The following is a 22,273-nucleotide window of genomic DNA, read 5'->3' on the forward strand; positions in this document are numbered from 1 at the left end:
GGCTACTTTGTTCCATCACGATACAAAAGCCGGTGTGGGAACGCCAATCGCGTCCGGGGCAGGCCAGGGGCAGGCCAGGGATAGGCCAGGGGCAGGGGGTGGGGGCGAGGCGAAGGAGGAGGCGGGGGAGGGGGTGGGGCTGAGGGATCAGGAGCGGCCCCGGCCCGAGGTCTCCGCCTCCAGGGCGCGGCGCGTGTGGGGTCCGTACACGCCGGGTGGGTCACCCTGGATGAACTTGTACGACTGGTAGACGCTCACGGCGTGCTCGACCTTCGCCGAGTAGTCGCCGTCGTCCTGCCCGTGGAACAGCCAGATCTCTTCCAGTCGTCTCTGCAGCTCGGCCACCGCCGGTCCCTGGTCGCCGGGGCGCAGTGTGGGCGCGGTCAGCGACGCGGGCGGTGCGGCCGAGGTCGGGCGGCTCGTCTGCGGTGCCGTCGCCGACGGCGAGGCGGCGTCCGGCGGTGCGGTGGTGGCGGATGCCGAGCGGGACGGTGAGGTGCCGGCCGAGGAGGACGTGGACGGCGGCGCGGAGGCGTGCCCGGACGAAGGGGGCGACGCAGAGGCCGAAGCGGAGGCCGAAGCGGAGGCCGAAGCGGACTCCTTCGCCGCTGCGCTCACTTCGGGGGTGCTGAGCGGCAGGTCGGGCAGGGCTAGTTCCCGGTCGGCGGGCCTGTCGTCGTTCGACTCGAAGAGGCCGCTTGCGAACACGGCGGTGCCCACCACGGCGAGCGCCGCCGTTCCCGCGGCGAACGCGGCGAGAGGGCTGCGGCGACGTGACCGATCGGATGCGTCGGCGGATGTCCGCGGTATGAGCACCGTGGCGTCGTCGACCGGATCGGTGACGGTCTGCGGCGGCGGAGTGTCGAACTGCCCGGGATCGCCGAACTGTCCCGGGCCGCCCGGATGCCCCGAACCATCGCGATGTCCCGGACTGCCGGCCTGTGCCGGGCCGCCCGGTTGTCCCGGGCCGCCGGGGCCTGTCGGGCGGCCGGGGCCTGTCGGACCGAGGAGGAGCGGCATGGTCGTGTCCGCGTCCTCGGCGGGGTGGTCGTGTGACCGCCCGGGGTGCGGGAGCCGCGCGTCTTCGGCCTCCGGTGTCACGTCGCCCTGCAGCTTGACGTACGGCCGGACGCGCAGCGGATCGAAGTCCTCCGCGGCAGCGACCTCCGCCCTGTTGGCCGCCGACCGCTCGGCCCGTCGCCGCTCGGCGGCCTCCCGCCCCTCGCCGGGTCGTCGTGCGGCGCCTCCCCCGCACGCGCAGGCAGGGCCGGCGCCCGGATCGCCGTGTCCGGCCGAAACCCCGCCTCCGCCTGTTGGTGTGAACATGCGCATACCGCACTCCGGGCATATATGTCCGGTCATAGTGGACCCCTCCCCTTTGAACTGCCTGCGATTATGCAGCCCGGCACCGGAACACCCAATGCCGTCCGAAACGCGGTCAACCGGTGCGCGTCCGCTCGGTTCCCGGAGGGCCCGGCAGGCCATAACCGCATGAAACGTCCAGGATGGGGATGTAGCGGACCCGAGGAGACGTTTCCATGGCGCAGCACCCGAGCCCCCCGGAGCCGGAACCGCAACGGATGGCGGCAGAGGAACCGGAACGACGGACGGCGGCACGGCAGTCCGAACCAGGATCGGAACCGGAAGCCGGATCGGGACCGGGAGCCTGCTCCGATTCCGACCCCGATTCCGACCCCGATTCCGACTCCGATTCCGAGTCGGCATCGGCACCGGGATCGGGACCGGCATCGGCACCGGGATCGGAGCAGGCTCCCGGTGAGGGCCGCTCCACCCGGTCGGCCCTGGTGGCCATCGGGGCGCTGCTTCTCGGCATGCTGCTGGCCGCGCTCGACCAGACCATCGTCTCCACCGCGCTGCCGACCATCGTCAGCGATCTCGGCGGTCTGGAACACCTCTCCTGGGTGGTGACCGCCTACCTGCTGGCGTCGACCGCCGTGACCCCGCTCTGGGGCAAACTCGGTGACCAGTACGGCCGCAAGAAGCTGTTCCAGGCCGCCATCGTCATCTTTCTCATCGGCTCCGCGCTCTGCGGGATCGCCCAGGACATGCCACAGTTGATCGGCTTCCGGGCCCTTCAGGGCCTCGGCGGCGGCGGTCTCATGGTGCTCTCGATGGCGATCGTCGGCGACCTCGTGCCGCCCCGCGAACGAGGCAAGTACCAGGGGATGTTCGGCGCGGTCTTCGGGACGACGAGCGTCCTCGGACCGCTGCTCGGCGGCTTCTTCACCGAGCATCTCAGCTGGCGCTGGGTCTTCTACGTCAACCTGCCGATCGGTGTCGTCGCGCTCCTCGTGATCGCCGCCGTGCTGCGCATCCCGGTCCACCGTACGAAGCACACCATCGACTACCTCGGTACGTTCCTCATCGCCTCCGTCGCCACCTGTCTGGTCCTCGTCGCCTCGCTCGGCGGCACCACCTGGGCCTGGGGTTCGGCGCAGGTCGTCGCGCTCTCCGTCCTGAGCGCACTGCTGGTGGTGGCCTTCGTCCACGCGGAACGCCGCGCCACCGAACCCGTCATCCCGTTGACGTTGTTCCGGGGCAGGACCTTCACCCTCGTCGCCGTCATCAGCTTCGTCGTCGGTTTCGCGATGTTCGGCGCGATGACCTATCTGCCGACCTTCCTCCAGGTGGTGCACCACATCACGCCGACCATGTCCGGGGTGCACATGCTGCCCATGGTGATGGGGCTGCTGCTCACCTCCACCGTCTCCGGGCAGAGCGTCAGCCGTACCGGCCGCTGGAAGGTCTTCCCGATCGCGGGCACCGGCGTCACCGCGATCGGACTGCTGCTCCTGCACCGGCTGACCGAGACCAGCGGCACCTGGCTGATGAGCGTCTACTTCTTCGTGTTCGGCGCCGGCCTCGGCCTGGTGATGCAGGTCCTGGTGCTGGCCGTGCAGAACGCCGTCACGTACCGGGACCTCGGCGTCGCCACGTCCGGGGCCACGTTCTTCCGATCCATCGGCGCCTCGTTCGGCGTCGCCGTCTTCGGCACGATCTTCACGAACCGGCTCACCGACGAGCTGGCCGCGGCGCTCGCCGGGCACTCCTTGCCGCCCGGCGCCAGCGCCGGACGGCTGGCCGCCGACCCGCGCGCCATCGGCCAGCTGCCGCCCGCGCTGCGGACGCAGGTGCTCCACGCGTACGCGACATCGATCACCGATGTGTTCCTGTACGCGGCCCCGATCGTCCTGATCGCCTTCGTCTTCGCCTGGTTCCTCAAGGAGGACCGCTTGCGCGGCTCGGTGACCGCCCCGGAACCCAGCGAGACACTGGCGACCAACCCGGTCGAGCGCTCCTCGTACGACGAATGCGCCCGCGCCCTGTCGGTGCTCGCCACCCGCCAGGGGCGTCGCGAGATCTACGAGAAGATCACCAGACAGGCGGGGTACGACCTGCTTCCCGCGGCGAGCTGGATGCTGTTGCGGATCAGGCATCACGGCACGGTCGAACCGGCCGTGCTCGCCGCCACCACCCCCGTGCCGCTGCGCGTGATCGGTGACGCGTCGCGGCAACTGGAGGAGCGTGGCCTGGTCCGGCGCGAGGCCGCGCGGCTGACGCTCACCGACGCCGGCGTGGAGGCGGTCGCGAGGCTCGCGGAGGCCCGGGAGCGGATGATGGCCGAGTGGCTGGGGGACTGGTGGGGCCCGGAACGGCCCACGGACCTCGTCAGGCTGGTGGCGGAGCTGACTGCGGAGACGAGTGGATCCCGCAGGCAACGGCCGCGCGGCCCTGCGCCGCGCCGCGACCACACGGCCGGGCCGGTCGGCCGCCCGGCGGACACGTCCTGAGCGCCCGTCCCCGGAGGCGGAGCCCCCTGCCCGGAGGCGGAGCGCCCGTCCCCGGAGGCGGAGCCCCCTGCCCGGAGGGGGCTCTACCCGAGCGTCTTGGCGAACCAGTGTTCCGCGTACAGCCGCTGGTTGAACGCCGGGACCTCCCGGTACCCGTGCTTGGCGTACAGTCCCCGCGCCTCGAACAGGTCGTGGCGGGTGTCCAGCCGGATCGTGCGCATGCCGAAGGCACGCGCTGCGTGCTCGGCGGCGGCCAGGAGCAGCCCGCCGCCGCCCGTGCCGCGGTACTCGGGGCGCACGAACACCCGGGTCAGCTCCGCGATCGCCGCGTCCGCGTCCGTCACCAGCAGGCCGACGCAGGCCGCGGCCCTCCCCTCGAACCGGCCGACGACGAACTGTCCGGTCGGCGGCACGAGCCGGACGGCCCCGTCGTCGGTGAGGCCCTCGTCGATCTCCTCGGCGGTCGCGGGCCGTCCCCAGTAGCGGCCCGCGACCTCGCCGTAGTAGTCGCGACGCAGCAGAGACGCGTCCGGGGAGCCGACGGGTTCGTGGGCCATGGTCCAGGTCATGCCGGTCATTGTGGCCGGGGCGCGAACGCGAGATCAAAGGGATTGATGCGCTCGATCGGCGGGCGTACGAGAACGGATGGGGATGGGTGGGAGGCGGATGAGACAGGGGGACAGGGGGACAGGGGGACGGGGGGATAGAGGGGAGATGGGAGGCGGATGGGCGGGGTGAACGGGCACCCCGGACGGGCGGGGCCCATGGCGGTCCGCTCAGTGCGTCGGCGTGACCCCGGCCGTGACCGGCGCCGTGGGCGTCCCCGGCCGCGTCCGGTGCCGCCTGGCCCGCCTCCTCCACACCACCGCGATGACGACCAGCAGCGCGGTCCCCAGGACCGACAGCAACCAGGCGGGGATCCCGCCCACGGTCAGCAGCTCGTTCCGGTACACCAGGGTCCGGTACGGGGTGTCGGCGCCGGCCGCCCTCAGCTCGTGATCGCCGTCGATCCGCTCCGGACGCGGGAACCACTGCTCGATCGCGGTGACGAACACGGGCTTGCCGCCGGTCATCGCCGACAGCGCCTCGGCCCCGTCCCGTGCCGAACCTCCCTGCGTCGTTCCGTCCTGCGCCGTCCCGCCGCGGCCGGGATCGATCCGGCCCGCGTACGTCACGCGCGGGGCGGCACCGCCGATCGCGTCGCGCGGCTCCATGCGGTGCGCCGCCGGCACGTACAGGGCGAGCCGCTGCGGTGTCGGGGCGAGCCGCGACAGCCGCATGGGGTAGACCGGCCGCTCGCTGGCGAAGCACAGCCGCAGCGGGTCCGGGTCGCCGTGCAGCGAAGTCGTCACGAGCGGCCGCTCGGTCATCCTCTCGGAAAAAGGCTGGATGACAGCCAGGCGACGAGGGGGTTGATTGGGTCTTCCCCATGGTGCAATGCGAGGGTTTCACGGCGCGCCCCTGTCGAGGGACAGGCGCGAGAACGGTGGGAGGGTCGGCGCAGCGTGGCGAATGCGGAACACAGTGTGCGCTCGGACGCGGCGACGGGGACCGGGGCGGGGACGGGTGCTGCCCGGGTGCTGCTCTGGCTGGTCGTGGCCGCGTTGGCGGTGCGGCAGGTGGCGGTGGTGCTGCGGCGTCCGCCGGGCGAGCGGCTCGCCGATCTGGAGACCTGGATCGGCGAGAACGGCGTCCTGCACGTGACGGGCTCCCTCTACGACAGCGACCGGTTCACCGGCACCCCGTTCGCCGGGCTGGTGCTGAAGCCGCTGACCCGGGCGGCGGAGGAGAGCCTGGGGGTCGTCTGGACCTTCGGTTCCTTGCTGCTCGTCGTCGCCCTGGGGGTCGTGGCCGCGCGTGCGCTGCCGGGCCCGGTCGCGCGCCGCACCTCGCTGCTGGCCGCACCGGTGGCGATCAGCCTGCTGATGCTGTCCCTGCCGGTCCGTAACGCGTTCCACCTGGGGCAGACGAGCATCATCCCGGTGCTCCTGGTGCTGCTGGCCTGTTTCACGGTCCGCGGGGAACGCGCCTCGGGCCTCCTGATCGGTGTCGCGGCCGCGCTCCAGCCGACCGTCCTGCTCTTCGCGGTCCTGCTCCTGTTCACCGGACGCCGGAGGGCGGCGGTGACCGGCGGGGTCACGTTCGCCGCCTGCACGGCACTGGCCTGGGCGGCGATGCCGCACGACTCGTGGACGTACTGGGTTCACCATGTCGCGGGCGCCGGGCTCGGCGAGAACGCGGACAGTCTGGCCAACCAGTCGCTGCACGGTGCGCTGCTCAGGTCCGGACTGACCGGTCCCCTGGAGATCGCGCTGTTCGTGGTGCTGGCGGCCGTCGTCTGCTGGTTCGGGCTGCGCCGCGCCGTGCGGTACGCGCACGACGGGCAGCTGCTGCTGGCCGTCGCCGTGACCGGCTGTGTCGCCGTCGCGGTCTCGCCGACCGCCTGGCAGCACCAGCTGCTGTGGGTGCTGCTCGCGGTCGTCGGCCGGGTCGGCAAGCGGGCCTCCGACCGGCTGATGTGGCCGACGGTCGTGGTGCTCGTGCTCACGCTGCCCGCGAAGATGCTGCTGCCGAACATGGCGGTGGTCGTCCCCGTGCGTGACAACGTGCTGCTGATCACGGCGCTCGGCGCGGCCTGCGCCGTACCGTTCCTGCCGCGCACCTCGCCCTACTGGCGCGACCCGGTCCCCACCGACCACGTGGCCCCGGTCGCCGCCCGCTGGAGCCGGATCCCGCTCCTGCCGTTCTGGCGCCGGGTGCTCAGCCGCCCCAACCTGCTGCTGGAACTGCTCCTGATCCGGGTTGTGTACTCCGCTTACTCGCAGGTCAGGCTGGCCGCCACGGGAGGCCGGGACACCGCCGAACGCCACGGCAGGCAGATCCACTCCCTTGAACAGTCGCTGCACATCGACATCGAGTACTGGGCCAACCACGCCGTCGTCGAGATCGACTGGCTGCGGGACTTCTTCGACTTCTACTACACGACGTTCCACTTCATCGTGCCGCTGACGATCCTCGGAGTGCTGTACGTGCGGCGCCCGGCGGACTACCGCTGGGTCCGCGGTTCCATCGGCTTCGCCACGGTTCTCGCGCTGGTCGGCTTCTGGCTCTACCCGCTGGCGCCGCCCCGGCTGATGCCGGGACTCGGCTTCATCGACACCGTCCACGGCGTCCAGGACTTCGCGAAGCCGGACTACGGGTCGCTGACCTCGATGACCAACCAGTACGCGGCGATGCCCTCGCTGCACTTCGGGTGGTCGCTCTGGTGCGGTGTGGTCATCGTGATGCTGGCCCCGAAGGCGTGGATGAAGGCGCTGGGGCTGCTGCATCCGCTGTTCACGGTCTCCGCGATCGTCGCCACGGCCAACCACTGGGTGCTGGACGCGGTGGGCGGTGCGGCCGTCGTCGCGCTCGGTTTCGGCCTCACCTACGCGCTGTCCGGGCCCCGGAAGCTGCGGGCACCGGCCGTACCGGCCGCGGCGAAACCGCTGGACGACCTGGTGGACGGGGCACCGCCGAGACAGGTCGGCGACGCGGGCGGAGGCGATCACGACCGGTCGCGACTGGTACGACGACAGTGAGTACCACAACGCGGTCGGCCATGGAGCTCGCCGGTGAACCCGCCGTGCGAGCGGTTCGGGCCCTCACCTCCGGTACGACCTGCACCAGACGGCCGACAAGGCTCCGCCGCGGCGGTTCGTCCTGGTGTGCTGTCCCTTCGGCCCCCTTCGAGGCGGGTGCCGACGGACGAGCGGCGCGGACACCGGCCGCATGCTGATGCGCGCGGACGACGGCGGAGTCCACCGAGAGGTCCCGGTCGATCCCACCCGCCGTGTCGGCCCGTGCCGAGGCCCCCGGTACGGGGGTGCCGAGCTCCCGCCGTACGGAGGTGCCGAAGGGGTGCCGGGACGAACACATCGTCCCGGCACCCCTTCGGCCTGGATCGCCGCTCGACCAGCATCCACCCATCGGCTCCGGTCCGCCACTCGAACGGCTCAGGCAGCCGCGCCCAGGGCCCACACGGCGAGCGACGGCGTGGCCATCGACGCCACCGTCGACGCCACCACGAAATCGCACGCCGGGCGGGTGTCCAGGCCGTACTGCCGGGCGTGGACGAAGACGTTCTGTGCGGCCGGCAGCGCGGAACAGACCACTGCCGCGCGCAGTTGATGATCCGGCAGCCGCAGCAGCGGGCCGCCGACGCCGTACGCGATCAGCGGCTGGACCAGCGTCTGTGTGATGCACCGTCAAAACAAGTCGGCACTCGTCGGCTTGCTCGCCCGACAGAACTTGCTCACCCGGAGGGACTTGCTCACCCGGAGGTCGGCCCCGGGCGCCCCGGGACGACCTGGAGCTGCTTGATCCCGTTGAGCCAGGCCGAGCGCAGCCGTCGCGGTTCACCGACCAGTCGCAGGTCCGGCATCATGTCGGCGATCGCGTTGAAGATCAGGTTGATCTCCATCACGGCCAGGGACTTGCCGAGGCAGAAGTGCGGGCCGCCGCCCCCGAAGCCGAGGTGGGGATTGGGGTCACGGGTGATGTCGAAGGTCTCCGGGTTCTCGAAGACCTCGGGGTCGTTGTTGGCCGACGAGTAGAACAGCCCGACCCGGTCCCCCTTCTTGATCAACTGCCCGCCCAGTTCGACGTCCTGGGTGGCGGTCCGCTGGAAGGAGACCACCGGGGTGGCCCAGCGGACGATCTCCTCGGCGGTCGTCTCCGGGCGCTCGCGCTTGTAGAGCTCCCACTGGTCGGGGTGGGTGAGGAAGGCGTGCATCCCGTGGCTGATGGCGTTGCGAGTGGTCTCGTTCCCGGCGACTGCCAGCAGGATCACGAAGAAGCCGAACTCGTCGGAGGAGAGGTTTCCCTGGCCCTCGGCGGCGACCAACTGGCTCACGATGTCCTTGGCCGGGCACTCCTTGCGGGCCGCCGCGAGGTTCATCGCGTACGAGATCAGCTCCATGGCCGCCTCGGTGCCGACCTCCTCGGTGATCGCGTACTCCGGATCGTCGTACGCGGCCATCTTGTTGGACCAGTCGAAGATCTTGGACCGGTCCTGCTGCGGTACGCCGATGAGTTCGGCGATCGCCTGGAGCGGCAGTTCGACGGCGACCCGGGTGACGAAGTCGAACGAACCGTCGGCTTCAAGGCTCGCTGTGGAGCTCGCCCCGGGGTCCGTACCGGATTCCACGCCGGGGCCGGTGTCGCGGCCGGCTCCGGCGAGCGCGGATTCCACGATCGAGCGGGCCCGGCCGCGCAGGGCCTGTTCCAGGGAGCGCACCGCCCGGGGGGTGAAGCCGCGCTGGACGATCTGGCGTACCCGGGTGTGCTCGGGCGGGTCCATGTTCAGCATGATCAGCTTCTGGACCTCGATCTGGTCCCGGCCGATGGACTCGTTGAAGCGGATGACCGCCGTGTTGGTGTGGGACGAGAACAGCTCCGGGTGGGTGGAGACGTACTTGACGTCCGCGTGCCGGGTGACGACCCAGTAGCCCTCGTCGTCGAAACCGGAGATGCCGGCCGGCTGGGTGCACCACCAGACCGGTGCGGTCTGCCGCATCTCGGTGAACTCCGGGTGCGGGACGCGGGCTTGGAGCAGGTCGGGATCGGTGAAGTCGAAGCCTTCGGGCAGATGGGGGCAGGGCATCGGCGTCTCCAGGTCGGTCCGAGGGCCGCCCGACGCTGTCTGACGGTCCATCAGAAGTTGTCCGCAAGGTAGTAACGGGTTCTACAACTGGCAAGAGGGGTGGTCGGTTCTGTTGCGTGAAGAGCGGGTGGGGCGACCGCGGAGCGGACCGCGATCGAACAGTACTAGTGCCGCTCCCGGCAACGTTTGCCCCGTCGCGCCGCCCAGCACGCACGCTCGCGGCGTTGACCAAAAGCCCTCGTAGCGGGGCTACGTGGATGATCCCGACAATGCGGCGAGGCGCCGTGCCAGGCGTCGCGGGCCGGACGGGACTTTCGGAACACGCCCTGCCCCCGGCGGCGTTCGCCGGGTCGCGGCAGTCGGTGCGTGCAGCACCCTTGCGCACCGGCGGCGGGTCTCATAAGACTGCCCAAAGAACTAGAACGCGTACTAGTTTGCTTCCGCGGGCGCCGGGACGCCTCTGCGGAGACGCGAGGAGAGGACGAGCTCATGGCCGCGGAACCCGTCATCGTCGAAGCCGTACGCACCCCCATCGGCAAGCGCGGAGGCGCGCTCGCCAATCTGCACCCCGCCTATCTGCTGGGCGAGACCTACCGGGAGCTCCTCGGACGCACCGGGATCCACGCCGACTGCGTCGAGCAGATCGTCGGCGGCACGGTCACCCACGCCGGCGAACAGTCCATGAACCCGGCCCGCAACGCCTGGCTCGCCGTGGGGCTTCCGTACGAGACGGCTGCCACCACCGTGGACTGCCAGTGCGGTTCCTCGCAGCAGGCGTCCCACATGGTCGCCAACATGGTCGCGGCCGGGGTGATCGACATCGGGATCAGCTGCGGCGTCGAGGCGATGTCGCGGGTCCCGCTGGGCAGCGGTTCCAAGCACGGGCCCGGGAAGCCCTGGCCCGACGAGTGGAACGTCGACCTGCCCAACCAGTTCGAGGCGGCCGAACGCATCGCCCGCAAACGCGGTCTGACCAGGGAGGATGTCGACCGGTTAGGAGTGCTCTCGCAGGAGCGGGCGGCCGTCGCGTGGGCCGAGGAGAGGTTCAAGCGCGAGACCTACGCGGTGCAGGTGCCGACCACCGAGGAGGAGCAGGCCGCCGGGCAGGGCATGTGGCGTCTGGTGGACCGCGACGAGGGGCTGCGGGACACCGGTATGGAAGCGCTGGCGGGCCTCAAGCCGGTCATGCCCACCGCGATCCACACCGCGGGCAACTCCTCGCAGATCTCCGACGGGGCCTGCGCGATCATGTGGGCGTCCAAGCGCATGGCGCGCGCGCTCAAGCTCAGGCCGCGCGCCCGGATCGTCGCGCAGGCACTCGCGGGCGCCGACCCGCACTACCACCTCGACGGGCCGGTCGACGCGACGCGCGCGGTGCTCGGCAAGGCCGGGATGTCGCTGAAGGACATCGACATAGTGGAGATCAACGAGGCGTTCGCGTCCGTGGTGCTCAGCTGGGCCCAGGTCTTCGAACAGGACCTGGACAAGGTCAACGTCAACGGCGGGGCCATCGCGCTCGGCCACCCGGTCGGCGCCACCGGCGCCCGGCTGATCACCACCGCCCTGCACGAACTGGAGCGCAGGGACAAGGAGTTCGCCCTGATCACGATGTGCGCGGGCGGTGCCCTGGCGACCGGCACGATCATCCAGCGGCTGTGACGGCGAGCCGGGCCGTTCCGGGCTGAGCCGGCCGGTGCCGGGCGGCTCAGCCCTGGCACCGGCCGGGGCAGCGGCCGGCCCCCGCCCGCCGCTGCCCCCCGGCTGCGGACACTCAGTACGGCAGGTGCGTGGGGAAGGTGGGGGTGGGGGCGAGCAGCGCCGCGTACGCCTCCTCGTCGAAGTTCTGGCGGCGGTGGCGGCCCGACCGGTTCACCTCCGGGACCGGGTTGGTGAGCGTGAGCATCCCGTCGTTGGCGAGCTCCTGCACCCGCATCAGCAACGCCCTGACATCCAAGCCGAGTTCGGCGGCGACCGTCTGCACGTCGAGCCCGGACTCCCAGCTCCACAACAGCACGGAGTCCATGCTGGGCGACCAGACGACCGTGCTGTTCACCTCGAACGGGGGCGCCGGGGGAGGAGAGGAAGGAGGCGGAGGCACGGTCGGGGGCGTGGCCGGGACAGGCGGCACGATCACGGGCGGCGTGCTCATGCGCGCGCTCCCCGTCGTCCGCACCGTCATCTCCTTGCGCGGATGCGGCAGAGTGATCTCGGGAGCGGGAGCGGGAGCAGGAGCAGGAGCAGGAGCAGGGACAGGGACGGAGCCGGGAGCCGGACCGGAGCCGGGAACCGGGCCGGGGGCGGCGGTTTCGCCGGGTGCCTCCGCGGGCGTCCGCTGCTTCCGGCTCAGCAACTCCCGGGCGAGCGAGCGCGCGTCATGGCGGCCCACGGTGCGTCGTGCCGATCGCACTTCGCGTTCGTTCAGGCCCATCAGGTCCGCGATGGATCCGTCGTCGCCGACCGTGACGGCGAACGCGGCCAGCGTCCGGCTCCGCTCCGCCTGCGCCGCGTCCAGCAGAGCCTGCGCTCGGCGCATGCGTTCGTCGCTGACGCAGAAAGCTTCCGCCAGGACTGTGTTCCGATCCCAGAAATCACGAGGTTCCACGTATGTGACAACGCTCCGGCCGCTGACGGGAACGGATGTCAGAGCAAAATGCGCCTATATGGACCAACGGGTAATTAAGTCGTCCAAGTAAGAGAAAATCAGGCTTTTGCCAGGTGTTGACGCGGTGTGAAATGTCCCGAAAGCCCTGAAATCCGGGGGAAAGCAGAGGAAAATCAAGGGAACGACGAGGGAGCGACCGTCACCCTACCCGGTCATGGAGGTCAAGCGGATGCGCAGGCTCCTCACCCGTCAGGGGCGTCGAACGTGCCCCGCGCGTCGAAGGCGGCCCGGCGCGTGGCCCGGCGCAGCGCCTTCAGCAGTGCCGAGCCGAGGGCCAGGGTCAGCACCACGGTCAGGACGGCCCGGCCCAGGTCCCAGCCGAGCGAGGTCGCCGCGCAGTAGGCCAGGAACCGGACCAGGTTCTCGGACAGGGGATCACCCGCGTGGTACGAGATCCCCGAGCCGGTGCCGGGCACGATCGTCCATCCGTACAGGTTCATCACCGTGCCGTACGCGAACGCCGCCAGGAATCCGTACCCGGCGAGCATCAGCAGCTCGGCCCGCCCGCGCAGCCGGTCCGGGCCCGGCAGCAGACCCGCACCCATGGTGAACCAGCCCATCGACAGCATCTGGAACGGCATCCACGGCCCCACCCCGCCGGTCAGCAGTGCCGACGCGAACATGGTCACCGAGCCGAGCACGAATCCGAAGCCGGGGCCGAGCACCCGGCCGCTCAGCACCATCAGGAAGAACATCGGCTCCAGGCCCGCCGTGCCCGCGCCGAGCGGGCGCAGCGCGGCACCGACCGCGGCCAGCACCCCCAGCATCGCCACGGCCTTCGCGTCCAGCCCGGAGTCGGCGATCATCGCGACGACCACGCCGACCAGCAGCGGCAGCAGCGCGGCGAACAGCCACGGCGCGTCCTGGGAGTGCGCGAGACCGGAGCCCGCGTCGGCCAGCAGCGGCCAGCCGAACGCGACCACGCCGATCGCACTGATCAGCACGAGCGCGGCGATCGCGCGCGGCCCCAGACGCATCGGCCGTACCGTCCGGTCCGACCGCCGCGCGTGCCCGGTGAGGGCCTTGCGCCCCGTCCGGGCCGGGCCGTCCACTCGCTCCACAGGGCCTGCGGGTGCGCGACGCCCGTCCGCCACCTTCGCCGCCCGTCCCTCGTGCCCGCTCGTCACCGCTCCTCCAGCGCGTCACGGACCTGTGCCACGGTCAGCCACTCCTGCGGGGCGAGGACCTTCGCGGTCTGCGGGGCGAACGCCGGGGAGGAGACCACCACCTGCCGGGTCTCCCCGTCCGCGACGACCTCCCCGTCGGCGAGGATCACCACCCGGTGCGCGAGGTCGGCGGCGAGTTCCACGTCGTGCGTCGCCAGGACGATCGCGTGCCCGTCGGCGGCGAGCCCCTGCAGCACCCCGGTCAGCCGGGCCTTCGCCGCGTAGTCCAGACCGCGGGTCGGCTCGTCCAGGAGCAGCAGCGGCGGACGCGCGGTGAGCACCACCGCCAGGGCGAGCGCGAGCCGCTGCCCCTCGGAGAGATCGCGGGGATGGGCGTCGTCCGGCACACCGGGCAGCAGCTTCGAGACCAGCTCCCGGCAACTGCCCGCGGCGGCGCCCGCGTCGGTGTCGGCGGCGGCGCACTCGGCGGCGACCGTGTCCGCGTACAGCAGATCGCGCGGTTCCTGAGGTACGAGCCCGACCCGGCGCACCATCTCGCGCGGCGGCGTGCGGTGCGGGGTCCGGCCACCGACGAGGACGGTGCCCGCGGTGGGTTCGACCATGCCGACGAGCGCGCCGAGCAGGGTGGACTTGCCCGCGCCGTTGCGGCCCATCAGGGCGACCGTCTCGCCCGGGGCGACGGAGAGCATGACCCGGCGCAGCGCCTCGACGCGCCCGCGCCGCACGCCGAGGTCCTCGACCCGGGCCGGGACATCGGCGGCGGGCCCGGCAACGGGCGTCGCCGTGCGCGTGCCGCGTCCCAGCAGCCGGGCCAGGGCGCCGCGTCGGGCGGGGGCGGGCGCGGCGGGCAGCGGGGACACCAGGGTCCGGGCCGGGGCGGGCGCGGCGGGCGGTCGCCGGTCCGCGAGCTGTTCGCGCAGGCCGGCGGCGCGGCGCCGGGCGTCACGGACCGACAGCGGCAGCGGCTCCCACCCTGCCAGCCGACCCAGCGCCACGACCGGCGGACGGACCGGGGAGACGGCCATGACATCGGCGGGGGCGCCCATGACCGCGGCGGCGCCCGGCGACGGCAGCAGGACGACCTGGTCCGCGTACTGCACCACCCGTTCCAGCCGGTGCTCCGCCATCAGGACCGTGGTGCCCAGGTCGTGCACCAGTCGTTGCAGCACGGCCAGCACCTCCTCGGCCGCCGCCGGGTCGAGCGCGGACGTCGGCTCGTCGAGGACCAGGACCTTCGGATGCGGGGTGAGCACCGAACCGATCGCGACCCGCTGCTGCTGCCCTCCCGAGAGCGTGGCGATCGGCCGGTCCCGCAGCCCGGCCAGGCCCAGCAGGTCCAGGGTCTCCTCGACCCGCCGCCGCATCACGTCCGGGGCGAGCCCCAGCGACTCCATCCCGTACGCCAGCTCGTCCTCGACCGTGTCGGTCACGAAGTGGGAGAGCGGGTCCTGGCCCACCGTGCCGACCACGTCGGCGAGTTCGCGCGGCTTGTGGGTACGGGTGTCGCGCCCCGCGACCGTGACCCGGCCGCTCAGCCTGCCACCGGTGAAGTGCGGCACGAGACCGGAGACGGCCCCCAGCAGCGTCGACTTGCCGACCCCGGACGGGCCGACCAGCAGCACCAGTTCGCCCTCGGGAACGGTCAGATCGACCCCGGACAGGGTGGGGCGCTCCGCCCCCTCGTACCGCACCGAAACCTGCTCGAACCGGATCACTGGTCCTCCTCGGGACTCGGCCGCGTCTTCGAACCGGCGCCCACCGGCGGCGGAACGGGGGCCACCAGCGCGGGCAGCAGCCCCACCAGCACCGCCGCCGCGGGCCACAACGGGAGCACCGGCGCGGTCAGCGGTACGACCCCCGGGTGCAGCGCCTCCGCGTCGACACCGCCCGCCCAGATCATGGCCACCGCCACCACGACCCCCGAACCCGCCACCAGCCAGGCCCGCGCACCCCACCGGTCGGGCCGGTAACGGGTACGGACCGACCGGGCACCGCCCAGGCGCAGCCCGGCCGCCGCCGCGACGAGCCCGGCGACCAGCAGCGGCAGCCCGTACACCGCGCCCTGCGCGGCCAGCAGCCCGTACGTGCCCGCGCACACCCCGAGCAGCCCGCCGAGCGTGAGCGCGTTCGTGGTGCGCCGGACGGCGGGCGGGACCTCGGCGGTACGCCCGTAGCCGCGCGCGTCCATCGACGCGGCCACCGCGACCGACCGCTCCAACGCGCCCTCCAGGACCGGCAGTCCGATCTGGAGGACCGCCCCGACACCGCGGGTCGGGCGGCCCCGCAGCCGTCGCGCGGTGCGCAGCCGCGCCACGTCGGCGACCATGTTCGGCGCGAACGTCATCGCGACGACGACGGCGACCCCCGCCTCGTACAGCGCGCCCGGCAGCGACTTCAGCAGCCGGGCCGGGTTCGCGAGCGAGTTGGCCGCGCCGACACAGATCAGCAGGGCGGCCAGCTTCGCCCCGTCGTACAGCGAGAAGACCAGCTGCTCGGCGGTGACCCGGCCACCGATCCGGACGCCCTGCGCCCAGTCGGGCAGCGGCACTTCGGGGAGCGTGAACAGCGGATGCGTGCCGGGGATCGGTGAGCCGAGGAGGACGGAGAAGACCAGCCGCACGCCGACGACGAACAGCCCGATCCTGATGAACGCCCCGTACGAACGGGCCCAGGGCGCGTCCGTGCGGCGCGCGGCGACCACATAGCCCGCGACCCCGACGAGGAGTCCGAGCAGCAGCGGGTTGGTGGTGCGGGAGGCGGCGGTGGCGAGGCCCAGCGCCCACAGCCACCACGCCCCGGCGGGCAGGGCGTTGCTCCGGTTCGCCTCGGGTGCGCGCAGCAGCCGGTCGGCGGTGCGGGGGGCGCGGGTGGCACGCGCAGGGGTGACGCCGGTGGTGCGGGTGGGGCCGGTCGCCCGACGGCCGGTGGCCGGGCGGTCGGGTGCCCCGTCCCCGGTCGCCGGGCCGCTGGTCGGAGTGGTCATCCTCGGCGGCGGCGGGCCTGCACGACCGCGGCCGAGCCGAGGACGACGACGGCGCCGGCCCCGAAGAGCATCCCGGCGGACGGTCCGCCGCCGCTGGAACCGTCGGCGGACGCGGCGGACGTGGCGGGGGCGGACGCGGCGGGCTTCTTGTGCCCGTCGCCCGACACCTGCTCGCCGCACCCGGAGGCCGGGTACCCGGAGATGGCGCACAGCAGCGCGTTGCCGTCGTAACGCAGCGGCTTGGCCACCGCGGCGAGCGCCTCGGCGGTGCTCGCGTCCGGAGCGACCACGGCACACGCGGTCCGGAGCGCGGGCGGGGTCCGCCCGTCCGGAGCGTCCGCCGCGGTGCCCGGGTCGATGACGAGCGCGACCCGCTTGGACCCCTTCTCGGCAGGGGTGTTCGCGCAGATCTTCGCGAAGCCGGGGGCGTGGCGCGGCCGGGCCGCGTCCTGGGAATCCTCGCTCACCGAGAACCGGAAGCCCTGCACGGCACCGTCGTCCGGCCGGACCAGGGCGGGGCCCTGGGTGGCGTACGCCCAGCCCTCGCCCGAGCCCTCCCAGAACGACCAGTACCGGTAGCCGGCCGCCTGGGCCTCTCCCGCGCCCAGCACGGCCAGCAGCACCCCGCTCAGCACCGTCAGCACCGCGGCGGCGGCCCCTCCCGTCCGCCTCACAGCTGCTGGTTCTTCCGGCGGCCGCTGATCAGGAAGCCGACGCCCGCACCGACGACGAGGCCGATGCCGACGAACCACCACACGCCGCCGATCACGTCGTCGCCGCTGTGCACCCGGTCCTTCTCCGTGGCCTCGTACCCGGTGTCGGCGGACGGGTCGGGGGTCGTGATGGCCGCGGGCTTCGGACCGGTCGCGTTCAGCTTGTCGACCAGGTTCACGCCGCCGAAGTCGCGGGCGTCGTTCCCGGTCGCGTGCGCGGCCAGGACCAGCTGCGCGTAGGCGGCGGGGCCGTTCTGCTCGGCCCAGGCTCCGGAGTTCTTCTTCAGCCAGGCCACGGCCTTGGCGGCCTTGTCCTGGTGGCCCGAGGCGGACAGCGCGACGACCGCGTCCGCGGTGTTGCCGATGTCGGGCTGCGGGGCGGAGTCCTCGGCGCCCGGCATCGGGGCCAGGTCGAGATGGCCCTTCGCGGCGAGGGCGCCGGCGAGGTAGTGGGCGCCGTTCTGGGCGGCCTGCTCGGGGGTGAGGGCCGAACCGGAGGCCGCGGGGCGGCAGCTGGTCCCCTTGGCCGCGGCGTTGTTGCCGGTGGCCAGGGCCTTGCCCATGGTGCCGAGCACGGCGGCGGCGGTGGCGTCCGCGTTGGCCGTGAGCTTCCCCGCCTTGTCCGGCTGGTACGCGAACGCGCCGCCGTCCTTCTCACCGCACGGGATCGAGAGCGCGAGCAGCGGATCGTACGGGGACTTGCCGTCGGGCGTGACGATGTCCGCGAGCCGCTGCCCCTGCCGGGCGAGAGCGCCGATCACGAGGGAAGTGGAGTTGGCGTCGCTGGGCGCGCCTGCCGTGTAGCCCCAGCCGCCGTCCTCGTTCTGCACGGACTTCAGCCAGCGGACCGAGTCGTTCACGGTCTCCGCGTGCCCGCCGATCTCGGCGAGCGCCTGCACGGCGACCGCGGTGGCGTTGGTGTCCAGCACCGTCTTCGCATCGCACGGCTTGGAGGCGTCGGGCCGGTACGCGGCGTAGGCGCCGTTGGCACACTGCTGGCCGATCAGCCAGTCCACCGACTTCGCGGCGGGCGTCACGCCTTCGACCCGCTGCGCGAGGAAGGCCAGCGACTGCCGCCAGACACCGTCGTAGGTGGGGTCCTTCGTGCCGTACAGCCCGGCGGGCAGTGCGGCGGACGGCGTGGGCGACGGGGACGGCGCCGCGACCGCGACCGGGGCGGCCGCGCAGAGCACGGCGGCCGTGGTCGCGGCGAGCGTTGCCGCGCTGCGGCGTACGGTCATGGCGGGCGGGGCCTCTCCTGTGCGGGGATCCGGACCGGGCACAGGCACGCTCACGCACCAGGCTCCGACTCCGTATACCTCGACGGTGCCGACCACCGGGGTTCCGGTGGTCCGAGCCGGTCACAACCGCGTCCAGGGCATTCCGACTCACCGTCCACGGGACGGCTCACGGCTGCGTGGTCAGTGCCGGATTCGCACCGGCTTCCCCCTGTACGCGCATGATGACGACCCACTCACTCTACCGGGCGACCCTCGGGCCCCTTCCGGGGTGCCCGCCGTCAGGCTGCGGCACACGTCCCTCGTACGTGCGTGACGGGTCACACGGAGATGTACGTCACGGGGTCGCTCCCCGCCACCGCCTCGGCGCGGCCCAGCTTCACCAGCCGCCGCAGATGCGCCTCGGCCTCCGCGACCGCGATGTTGCGCGAACCGTGCGGGATCCGCTCCCACGGCCGGTTCCACTCCATCCGCTCGGCCAGCTCCCACGGGGTCAGCGGGGTGGACAGCAGCCCCAGGAGCCCCGCCAGCCGCTCCTCGTGGTGGTCGAGGAGCTCCCGTACGCGCCCGGCCGCGTCGGTGAACGCGTACTGGTGGGCGGGCAGCACCTCCGCCACCCCGAGCCGGCCCACGCGCTCCAGGGAACCGAGGTAGTCGCCCAGGGGATCGGTGACCGCGTCGGCGTCCGGGTCCTCGTAGAGCCCGATGTGCGGGCTGATCCCGGGCAGCAGGTGATCCCCGGAGAACAGCCGCCCCCGCCCGGGCAGACCGGCCGGATGGTTCTCCTCCAGATGCAGGCAGACGTGACCGGGGGTGTGGCCGGGCGTCCAGACCGCCCGCAGTCGCCGCCCCGCCAGGTCCAGCAGCTCGCCCGGCACGATCTCCCGGTCCGGCAGCGCGGCCCGCGCCCCGGGCAGGGTGCGCATACGCCCCCGGTCCGCCGCCGCGGCCCGCAACGGCGCGAGGTGCGCCTCGGGCGCGCCGACCGCGGTGAGCTTGGCGACGAGGTAGTTCAACCAGGTGCCCGGCTCCGACTCCCGGGTGCGGCGCACGATCTCGGCGTCCGCCGCGTGCATGGCGATCCAGGCCCCGGACGCCTCGCGCACCTGCCCGGAGAGGCCGTGGTGGTCGGGGTGATGGTGGGTGATGACGATGCCGTGGATGTCGGTGACGGCCACGCCGACGGCGGTCAGCCCGGCGACGAGCGTGTCCCACGCCTCCGGATCGTCCCAGCCGGTGTCGACCAGGACCGGACCGCGGTCGGTGTCGACGACGTGGACGAGGGTGTGCCCGAGGGGGTTGTCCGGGATGGGCACCTCGATGCTGTGCACGCCCCCGCCGTGATCGGTCACCTGCGTCATGGCTCCCCTTTTCCCACTGCCCGGTCCGCTCACCGGACGTACGGCCGTGCGGCGCGGCACGGTGCGGTGCGCTGCGCTGCGCGCCGCCCACTGACCACCCGACCACTGTAACGAGAACTTGTTCCAGTGGTAGCCCTGGTCGACCATCTCCCGGGCGCAGTTGACGCACACCCCCGGGCCGGCTCGGATGGGCATCCGGGACAGCCCTTAGTGCCGCTCCCGGCAACGTTCGCCCCGTCGCGTCGCCCGGTAATTCCCCGAGCTCTCGACTTCGTTCGAGCAGGGAGGCCCCATCCGAGAGCTTGCGGCCGCCTTGCGATCGCACGCACCGGACGACGCTCCTTCCGGGCAAACCTTGCCGGTCACGGCACTAAGGGCTGTCCCGTAATCCGTGGCGTCGGTAGGCCGGGAAGGACGCGCGCGGACCGGGCCGGGGAAGAAAAGCGCGGAAAATCTCCCTGGCTCTGTAAGGATTCGCCCCGCGCATGACATGTACGGGGTGTGGAGAGCAACCAGACCGTGAGGGATTCGGGCCGGAGTGCGGGGTTCACCGCGTTGTACGCGCGGGAGTACCCCCGGGTGCGCGCCTTCGCGCACCGCAGAACGGGGGACCGGAGCGCGGCCGAGGAGATCGCCGCCGAGGTGTTCCGGATCGCGTGGGAGCACGTGCTGAAGGGCGGTGAGGCGACGCCCGGGTGGGTGTTCGTCACCACTCGGAACGTGCTCGGCAACCACTACCGGGCCACCGCCAGGCTGACCGAGCTGCACCGGCGGATCGGTGAGGAGATCGGCCGCGCTCCCGCGTCCGCGGAGGACTCGGCGGTCCTGGACACCCTCGACCGGCTGGCGGACCACCATCGCGAGGTGCTGCTGCTCAGCTACTGGGACGGCCTCTCCGCGGCGGAGGCGGGCCGCCTGCTCGGCTGCGGTGCTCCCGCCGTCTGGGTCCGTCTGCACCGGGCGCGCAAGGCGTTCCGTGAGCTCTACATCTCGTCCCGGGAGTCGGTATGAAGCGTTCGCAGTCCAAGCAGGTCAAGAAGTCCGCGATGTCCGCCCAGGGCGTCGCCTCGCTGATCCGGCACGCCGATCCGCTGCCGACCGGCGCGTCGGAGGAGGGTCTGTCGTCGCGTGCCAGAGGAGAGTTGGGCGTCCTGGTGGGCGAGGCCCGTCCCGTCCCGCTTGCCCGGCGCCCGCGTCGGCGTGGGGTGCTGATCGGGGCCGTCGCCTGCGGCGCGGCCGCGGTGGTGGCGGCCGTCGCCGTGCTCGCGGCCTCCGGGCCCGACGAGCCGAGCGGCGGACTCGTCGCCGATGAGCCCGACTACCCCTCGACGGCCCGGCTGGAGGGCGCGGCCGACCTCATCGTCCGGGCGAAGCTGGGCGAGGGCACGGAGCGGACCGTGGACGACATCACATCCACGGAGGCGCCCGCCGAGGTGCTGGCGACGGCCAAGGGCACCGCGCCGGGCGGGCGGGTCACCGTCTCGTACATCCCGCCCGGCTCGGGCGTGTCCGAGACGGCCGCGCTCGAGGCGGGGGAGGAGTACGTGTTCTTGCTGGAGCGGCAGGATGACGGCCGGTTCACGCTGGTGAACTCGGCCCAGGGGGCCTACGGCGTCAGCGGTGACAGGGCCGTCCCGGCCGGGGACAACGCGGTGAAGCTGAGCCCGGGGGTCCTGAAGGCGCTCCGGCTGACCGGCTGACCGGGGGCTCTGGAGATGCTCCGGCCGACCGGCCGGCCGGGGCCTGGTGACGCTCCGGCCGGTCGGGTCGGGAGCGGGCGGAAGGGGTGCCGCCCGGTGGGCGGCACCCCTTCGGTCACTTGGCGCGGGCCGCGCGGTCCTTGAGACGCGGGACGGTGCCCGCGTCCCCGAACCCACCGTCCCCGGTGGGCTTGATCTGCCCGCCCGCGTCGACGGTGTACAGCGCCTGTTCGGGGTTGAGCAGGTCGTACGGCGCGGCGGCGTCGTGCTTGGCGAGCATCAGCACGTACTGCGTGCCGTTGTTCGCCAGGGTGGTGGTGTGCTTCTCCTTGTAGGTGACGTCGCCCAGCGTGCCGCCGAGCTGGCTCACCTCGACGGTGTCGCCAGGCTTCACGTCACCGGACAGCACCTCGGAGACCTTGACCTTGGAGACGGTGACGACCACCGGCTCGACCTTGGCCGCCTCCTCCTCGCTGAGGCCGGCCTGAGGGTTGGCCAGCGGGTCGCCCTCGGTGGAGACCTCCGGCATCAGCTTCTTGACGGAGGAGCCGACGACGGTGCCACTCACGACGACGTCGGCCTTCTCGACGACCGCGTCGAGCGAGTCGTAGGCCGGGTAGTCCGCTTCGTAGGTGATCACCTGAGGCTGTTCGGCGGCCTTGCTCCCGGTGCCTTCCCCGCCGTTGGAGCAGCCCGCGGCGGTGAGGGCGACGAGGAGGGCGGAACCGCCCGTGACGGCGTGGCGCAGCTTCATCTGATTCCTCCGTGGATACTCCGCCCTTCAGGGCGGAGAGGAAAGGGACTCCTGCGGAGCAGGGCAAGGGCTGCGATTCGCCGTCGGGGCGGATCGCAGTGCTCTGACCAGCAGATTTGATCTTTACGTGTGGGTTCATTAGTTTGTGAGCATGGCTGCGAATCACGTGAAGCGGGCGTTCAAGTACCGCTTCTATCCGACCGATGTGCAGGCAGCTGAGCTGTCGCGCACGTTCGGATGCGTGCGCAAGGTCTACAACCTGGCGCTCGCGGCCCGCAC

At 72.4% G+C, this 22,273-nt stretch carries 19 protein-coding genes and 1 riboswitch; of the genes, 6 read left to right on the top strand and 13 right to left on the bottom strand.

What is annotated here, in order from left to right; translation table 11 throughout:
* Window positions 1-147: 147 nt before the first annotated feature.
* Complete coding sequence (locus ACFYXM_RS22790) at window positions 148-1,326, bottom strand: peptidoglycan-binding protein (protein WP_389291817.1); 1,179 nt, start codon at window positions 1,324-1,326, stop codon at window positions 148-150.
* A gap of 254 nt (window positions 1,327-1,580) precedes the next feature.
* Between ACFYXM_RS22790 and ACFYXM_RS22795 the strand changes: the two genes are divergently transcribed.
* Window positions 1,581-3,812 carry an MFS transporter gene (locus ACFYXM_RS22795; protein ID WP_389291847.1) on the top strand — a complete coding sequence of 744 codons (2,232 nt, stop codon included), beginning with the start codon at window positions 1,581-1,583 and terminating at the stop codon, window positions 3,810-3,812.
* Between the two features lie 83 nt (window positions 3,813-3,895).
* Here the strand turns inward: ACFYXM_RS22795 and ACFYXM_RS22800 are convergent, their stop codons facing one another.
* Both ACFYXM_RS22800 and ACFYXM_RS22805 read right to left on the bottom strand, forming a co-directional pair.
* On the bottom strand, window positions 3,896-4,381 hold the full coding sequence (locus ACFYXM_RS22800; RefSeq protein ID WP_389291819.1) for a GNAT family N-acetyltransferase: 486 nt from the start codon (window positions 4,379-4,381) through the stop codon (window positions 3,896-3,898).
* A gap of 207 nt (window positions 4,382-4,588) precedes the next feature.
* Window positions 4,589-5,164 carry a DUF2330 domain-containing protein gene (locus ACFYXM_RS22805; RefSeq protein WP_389291820.1) on the bottom strand — a complete coding sequence of 192 codons (576 nt, stop codon included), beginning with the start codon at window positions 5,162-5,164 and terminating at the stop codon, window positions 4,589-4,591.
* Between the two features lie 153 nt (window positions 5,165-5,317).
* Between ACFYXM_RS22805 and ACFYXM_RS22810 the strand changes: the two genes are divergently transcribed.
* Window positions 5,318-7,393, top strand: a complete 2,076-nt coding sequence (locus tag ACFYXM_RS22810) for a bifunctional glycosyltransferase 87/phosphatase PAP2 family protein (protein WP_389291821.1) — start codon at window positions 5,318-5,320, stop codon at window positions 7,391-7,393.
* A 414-nt stretch (window positions 7,394-7,807) separates the two neighbouring features.
* On the opposite strand, the gene ACFYXM_RS22815 is transcribed toward ACFYXM_RS22810, so the two are convergent.
* Both ACFYXM_RS22815 and ACFYXM_RS22820 read right to left on the bottom strand, forming a co-directional pair.
* Complete coding sequence (locus ACFYXM_RS22815; protein WP_389291849.1) at window positions 7,808-8,053, bottom strand: AEC family transporter; 246 nt, start codon at window positions 8,051-8,053, stop codon at window positions 7,808-7,810.
* A 71-nt stretch (window positions 8,054-8,124) separates the two neighbouring features.
* Window positions 8,125-9,456 (bottom strand): cytochrome P450, encoded by a 1,332-nt coding sequence (locus ACFYXM_RS22820; RefSeq protein ID WP_389291850.1) that lies wholly within the window; start codon window positions 9,454-9,456, stop codon window positions 8,125-8,127.
* 489 nt (window positions 9,457-9,945) lie between these two features.
* On the opposite strand from ACFYXM_RS22820, the gene ACFYXM_RS22825 reads away from it, so the two are divergent.
* Window positions 9,946-11,115, top strand: coding sequence for a steroid 3-ketoacyl-CoA thiolase (locus tag ACFYXM_RS22825; protein ID WP_351525024.1), 1,170 nt, complete (start codon window positions 9,946-9,948; stop codon window positions 11,113-11,115).
* A 112-nt stretch (window positions 11,116-11,227) separates the two neighbouring features.
* Here ACFYXM_RS22825 and ACFYXM_RS22830 read toward each other — a convergent pair whose 3' ends face one another.
* From ACFYXM_RS22830 to ACFYXM_RS22860, 7 genes are all read right to left on the bottom strand, one after another.
* Window positions 11,228-11,989, bottom strand: a complete 762-nt coding sequence (locus tag ACFYXM_RS22830) for a hypothetical protein (RefSeq protein ID WP_389291823.1) — start codon at window positions 11,987-11,989, stop codon at window positions 11,228-11,230.
* A gap of 311 nt (window positions 11,990-12,300) precedes the next feature.
* The gene (locus ACFYXM_RS22835) at window positions 12,301-13,095 is read right to left on the bottom strand and encodes an ECF transporter S component (RefSeq protein WP_389291825.1); all 795 of its coding nucleotides are present in this window, start codon (window positions 13,093-13,095) and stop codon (window positions 12,301-12,303) included.
* 146 nt (window positions 13,096-13,241) lie between these two features.
* A complete protein-coding gene (locus tag ACFYXM_RS22840) occupies window positions 13,242-14,960 on the bottom strand; it encodes an ABC transporter ATP-binding protein (RefSeq protein WP_389291826.1) in 1,719 nt (572 codons plus the stop codon).
* Entirely contained in the window at window positions 14,957-16,228 is a 1,272-nt protein-coding gene (locus tag ACFYXM_RS22845; RefSeq protein ID WP_389291827.1) for an energy-coupling factor transporter transmembrane protein EcfT, read from the bottom strand. The genes ACFYXM_RS22840 and ACFYXM_RS22845 overlap by 4 nt, the downstream gene beginning before the upstream one ends.
* The gene (locus ACFYXM_RS22850) at window positions 16,225-16,902 is read right to left on the bottom strand and encodes an SCO2322 family protein (RefSeq protein WP_389291829.1); all 678 of its coding nucleotides are present in this window, start codon (window positions 16,900-16,902) and stop codon (window positions 16,225-16,227) included. The genes ACFYXM_RS22845 and ACFYXM_RS22850 overlap by 4 nt, the downstream gene beginning before the upstream one ends.
* Complete coding sequence (locus tag ACFYXM_RS22855) at window positions 16,899-18,182, bottom strand: prenyltransferase/squalene oxidase repeat-containing protein (protein ID WP_389291830.1); 1,284 nt, start codon at window positions 18,180-18,182, stop codon at window positions 16,899-16,901. Before ACFYXM_RS22855 ends, ACFYXM_RS22850 begins: the two co-directional genes overlap by 4 nt.
* Before the next feature lie 114 nt (window positions 18,183-18,296).
* A riboswitch (cobalamin riboswitch) is annotated at window positions 18,297-18,424 on the bottom strand.
* 75 nt (window positions 18,425-18,499) lie between these two features.
* On the bottom strand, window positions 18,500-19,540 hold the full coding sequence (locus tag ACFYXM_RS22860) for an MBL fold metallo-hydrolase (RefSeq protein WP_389291852.1): 1,041 nt from the start codon (window positions 19,538-19,540) through the stop codon (window positions 18,500-18,502).
* A 501-nt stretch (window positions 19,541-20,041) separates the two neighbouring features.
* Here ACFYXM_RS22860 and ACFYXM_RS22865 point away from each other — a divergent pair.
* The gene (locus tag ACFYXM_RS22865; protein ID WP_389291832.1) at window positions 20,042-20,551 is read left to right on the top strand and encodes an RNA polymerase sigma factor; all 510 of its coding nucleotides are present in this window, start codon (window positions 20,042-20,044) and stop codon (window positions 20,549-20,551) included.
* The gene (locus ACFYXM_RS22870; protein ID WP_389291833.1) at window positions 20,548-21,240 is read left to right on the top strand and encodes a hypothetical protein; all 693 of its coding nucleotides are present in this window, start codon (window positions 20,548-20,550) and stop codon (window positions 21,238-21,240) included. Before ACFYXM_RS22865 ends, ACFYXM_RS22870 begins: the two co-directional genes overlap by 4 nt.
* A 115-nt stretch (window positions 21,241-21,355) precedes the next feature.
* Here ACFYXM_RS22870 and ACFYXM_RS22875 read toward each other — a convergent pair whose 3' ends face one another.
* On the bottom strand, window positions 21,356-21,994 hold the full coding sequence (locus ACFYXM_RS22875; protein WP_389291835.1) for a hypothetical protein: 639 nt from the start codon (window positions 21,992-21,994) through the stop codon (window positions 21,356-21,358).
* Window positions 21,995-22,145: 151 nt separating this feature from the next.
* Between ACFYXM_RS22875 and ACFYXM_RS22880 the strand changes: the two genes are divergently transcribed.
* Window positions 22,146-22,273 (top strand): helix-turn-helix domain-containing protein (locus ACFYXM_RS22880; RefSeq protein ID WP_389291853.1); only part of this gene is annotated, 128 nt, incomplete at its 3' end.

This window comes from Streptomyces sp. NPDC002476, from assembly GCF_042889785.1.
GTDB lineage: Bacteria > Actinomycetota > Actinomycetes > Streptomycetales > Streptomycetaceae > Streptomyces.